This window comes from Clostridioides sp. ES-S-0108-01 (assembly GCF_020662285.1).
GTDB lineage: Bacteria > Bacillota > Clostridia > Peptostreptococcales > Peptostreptococcaceae > Clostridioides.
In genome coordinates this window covers 1-3,653 of sequence record NZ_JADGMN010000049.1, presented here as the reverse complement: position 1 = coordinate 3,653, position 3,653 = coordinate 1, and the positions used below count along the sequence as shown (strand labels likewise).

At 25.2% G+C, this 3,653-nt stretch carries 6 protein-coding genes; 5 read left to right on the top strand and 1 reads right to left on the bottom strand.

What is annotated here, in order from left to right:
- The 4 genes from IR152_RS19540 to IR152_RS19525 form a co-directional block, all read left to right on the top strand.
- A partial coding sequence (locus IR152_RS19540) for a M56 family metallopeptidase (RefSeq protein ID WP_227453490.1) occupies nucleotides 1-917 on the top strand: 917 nt, incomplete at its 5' end.
- Nucleotides 918-939: 22 nt separating this feature from the next.
- A complete protein-coding gene (locus IR152_RS19535) occupies nucleotides 940-1,545 on the top strand; it encodes a peptidoglycan-binding domain-containing protein (protein ID WP_227453489.1) in 606 nt (201 codons plus the stop codon).
- Between the two features lie 216 nt (nucleotides 1,546-1,761).
- Entirely contained in the window at nucleotides 1,762-2,205 is a 444-nt protein-coding gene (locus IR152_RS19530) for a hypothetical protein (protein ID WP_227453488.1), read from the top strand.
- Nucleotides 2,206-2,265: 60 nt separating this feature from the next.
- A complete protein-coding gene (locus IR152_RS19525) occupies nucleotides 2,266-2,496 on the top strand; it encodes a hypothetical protein (RefSeq protein ID WP_227453487.1) in 231 nt (76 codons plus the stop codon).
- Nucleotides 2,497-2,683: 187 nt separating this feature from the next.
- On the opposite strand, the gene IR152_RS19520 is transcribed toward IR152_RS19525, so the two are convergent.
- Complete coding sequence (locus IR152_RS19520; protein WP_227453486.1) at nucleotides 2,684-3,022, bottom strand: BlaI/MecI/CopY family transcriptional regulator; 339 nt, start codon at nucleotides 3,020-3,022, stop codon at nucleotides 2,684-2,686.
- A 156-nt stretch (nucleotides 3,023-3,178) separates the two neighbouring features.
- Between IR152_RS19520 and IR152_RS19515 the strand changes: the two genes are divergently transcribed.
- On the top strand, nucleotides 3,179-3,547 hold the full coding sequence (locus IR152_RS19515) for a helix-turn-helix domain-containing protein (RefSeq protein ID WP_077711565.1): 369 nt from the start codon (nucleotides 3,179-3,181) through the stop codon (nucleotides 3,545-3,547).
- Nucleotides 3,548-3,653 lie beyond the last annotated feature (106 nt).

Below are 3,653 nucleotides of genomic sequence, written 5' to 3'. Positions count from 1 at the left end.
AATCTCTTAATAAAAAATTTAATTATTATATTTGGTTAATTGTCATTTTTAAAATGTTATTTTTTATGTTTACTTATTCAGTTTTTGTTGAGGATAAGGATTTTATTGATAAAATTTATAATTATAATAATCTATTGCCAACTAATAATACTACTTTATTTTCTTTATCACTTATATGGTTATTCGTAGCAATTATTTTGGTAGGTCGTACATTTATAAATTATTTTAAAGAAAAAAATATTTTAATTGATTTATCAGAAGAAATTGATAATATTGAAATAAATTCTATATTTGAACATTTGAAGACTGAGCTAAATATCAAACAAAAAATTACATTAAGATTTTCTTATGATATATCTAGTCCTTGTGTTGTTGGTTTATTTAAACCTTATGTACTACTTACAGACAATTATAATATGATTGAATTTTATTGGGTTTTAAAATATGAACTGACACATGTTAAAAATAAAGATAACCTTATTAAATTCACAATGGCTTTTCTAAGATGTTTGTATTGGTTTAATCCTTTTGTATATTTAATGAGCAAAAAAGTAAGTGAAGATTGTGAACTATATTGTGATGAAAAAGTAATATATAACAAATCACTAGAAGAACATCGTTTATATGGTCTAACGCTTATTGCTTCTTCCAAACTAAGAAACACAGACAATGAAATGCTAATAACAGAATTTTATAAAACAAATTTAGAAAAGAGATTAGATAATATAGTTTGCAGAAAAACTAAAAAAGGCTTCTTAATTGCATTAATATTATGTTTGCTATCTACAATGACATATTTAAGATTTAATTTTATTTCATCTAACATCATAAGTTATCCATTACAAAAACAAGTTCCTATTCAAAATAAAAATAATTCAAAACCTAAGTATCAGTTCAATGTTCATGTAGATGATTAATACAAAATATTTGGAGGGTTTTATGTTAAAAAAGTTTAGGAAAATATTGATAGTTTCACTATGTTTTATGCTATTAAGTAGTTCATTTGTACTTGCAGATTCAACAGATAAAGATACATCTAGTAATAAGGCAACAAAAGAACCCATCTTTTCATTTTCTATTGATGGTTATACGTTTAAATACAAAGATGCACCACAAATATTAAAAGATGAATATGATAAAAATTGTAAAGAAATTGGTATAATACCTAGTGCAGATTCAGAAATTTTTATTCCAATGGATGAAATGGATAAATACAAGCAAAATTATACAATAGATGATTCTATAAGCACATATTCAGACTTTACTATTTCTTATTATGAAACATATTTCCATGTTAGTGGTGATAAAACATACAATGTATATGTTACTACATATGTGGGTTATGGACATGTAACTTCTGGAAATCCAGTACATTTAGTCCAACTACTATTAAAAAAAGTTGGATTCTATACAGGAATAGATAGTATATTTGGCAATGATACATATAAAAAAGTTAAAAGTTTCCAAAGTAAATATGGGTTACAAGCTGATGGTGTCGTTGGATTAGGTACATGGAAAACATTCGCAGATGTTGCTAACTTATAAGTACATCATAATTATTAATTTACATATAAAAATTAAGTCACCTTAAATAGGTGACTTTTTTAAGCTGCCTATTTTTTTATTAATAAAACTCTGTAAAATTTGACATGATAAAGTGAATATTTTAATTACATAATTTTACAATTCAGAATATGTATTTTTTTTGAACAGATAAACACAACAATTTATCGAAAAATTAAAGAAAAACATGCAAATTCTTTGATAAATGATGATAATATTGGGACTTACACTTATAACTATATTAATTCAATGTTTGGAGTTGGCACAAGTTATACAAAAGAACACCTAGAAGCTCTAAGCATTGATTTGCAGACGTTTCTAGCCACTAAAGAGAAATTGACTATTAAGAAAATAAGACTGATATTACACTCGATTTTTGTTATTGAGTATAAACAACATAGGGGTGTCACAGGACTGCCCTATAAATACTATAAAAACATCTTACTAAGTCCTGTGACAGATAAAAAAGTAATAAGAGTTTATACTATTAAGAAACATATAGAAATAGAGGACATCAAAAAAGAATTAGGATTAATGGATAGTGATTTAAGTATAGAACATTTAGTTGAAGCTAGAATAAATAAGCTATTAAATACAGTTGATGAAACGGAAAAAGAGGTTCTTTTGGAAGGATTAATCTAACAGTTAATCTTAAGTACGAATAGTACTAAAAAAATGTTGCTTTGTATTAGGGGGGATTATATGAAAAGAAACTTTTTACCTAACTTAGCCTTGGTAATTTCAGTAATTTCAATGATATTAGTAATTTTGAAATTATTAGGTGTAATTGAAATATCAATAGTAATTATAAATTTATTATTTATAACTCTGCTAAGTGTTATGACATGGATAAATTATAGGAACAATAAAAAAGTACAAATGTTTATAGGTGTTTTAATCCTCTTGGTGTTTATAGGGTTAATTCTTTTATAAAGCTTATATAAATAGTGGTTTATAATCACATAATTAAACGATTTAGAATAGGTATAAGTTGTAAAAAGATATATTTACAAGAGTTATGTAACAATTTGAAAACTATCAACATAAGTGTTTACATAAGTTTAAAAGATAATTAAGTGAGTAACATATAAAAAAAGTACACTTGTATAAGTTATATTATTTATACTGGTGTGCTTTTTTTATGTGTAATATTGCAATCTTTTAAAGAATTTAGAAGGCATTCTAATGAACTAGAATGTATGTCACTTAAAAACTGTCTTGTTTCAAATTTTAGGTAATCTTTTTTTGTTATAAGTATTGTATAGTGTGTAATTTTACTTATTCTTTCAGATGCTAAGAAGCGTTTATTAACCAGTCTTGATAAAAATGTTAGTACTGTTGTTGGTTTCCAATTACATTTAATTTGCATTGCTTTGATGACTTCTTTAGATGTGACTGTATCGTTTTTGTTCCAAATAAATTTCATAACCTTAAGTTCAGCTTCTGGTATCTTTTTCATACATTATATTCTCACTTTCTTGAACTATTGAAATGTATACTTTAAGTATTACATTATAATGTAATATTATAAATAATACTTGTATTAATTTATTATAATATAATTTTAAACAGGTTACAATATGTGTGAATACTAACAAGAGAAGGGAAAACGCATATGGAACTTGATTTTAGAGCGATTGGTCAGAGAATCAAAATTGCTAGGATAAAGAAAAGACTCACACAAGACACGGTGTCAGAACTGATAAACATAACGCCTTCACACATGTCAAATATCGAAACAGGTAAATCTACTGTCAGTCTACAAACTCTAATCGCAATCGCTAATGTGCTAGGAGTATCAATAGATGAACTGTTGTGTGATGTAATCTTAGACTCTAAAGTTATTTTTGAAAAAGAATTAAGTGAAGTTTTAAAAGACTGTAACGAATATGAGATAAGAGTTTTAGTAGACATTTTGAAAGCATCTAAAGATTCTATTAGGAGTGTTAAAATGTTTCAAAATAAATTAGAAAATAGATATTAGATAAATATAAGCTTTGATAGTTTGATTACTATTGAAGCTTTTTATTATATCTAAATTAGCATATTTTACCAGTGAGGAAAAAATAGGAAAATGTAGAAAAAACACA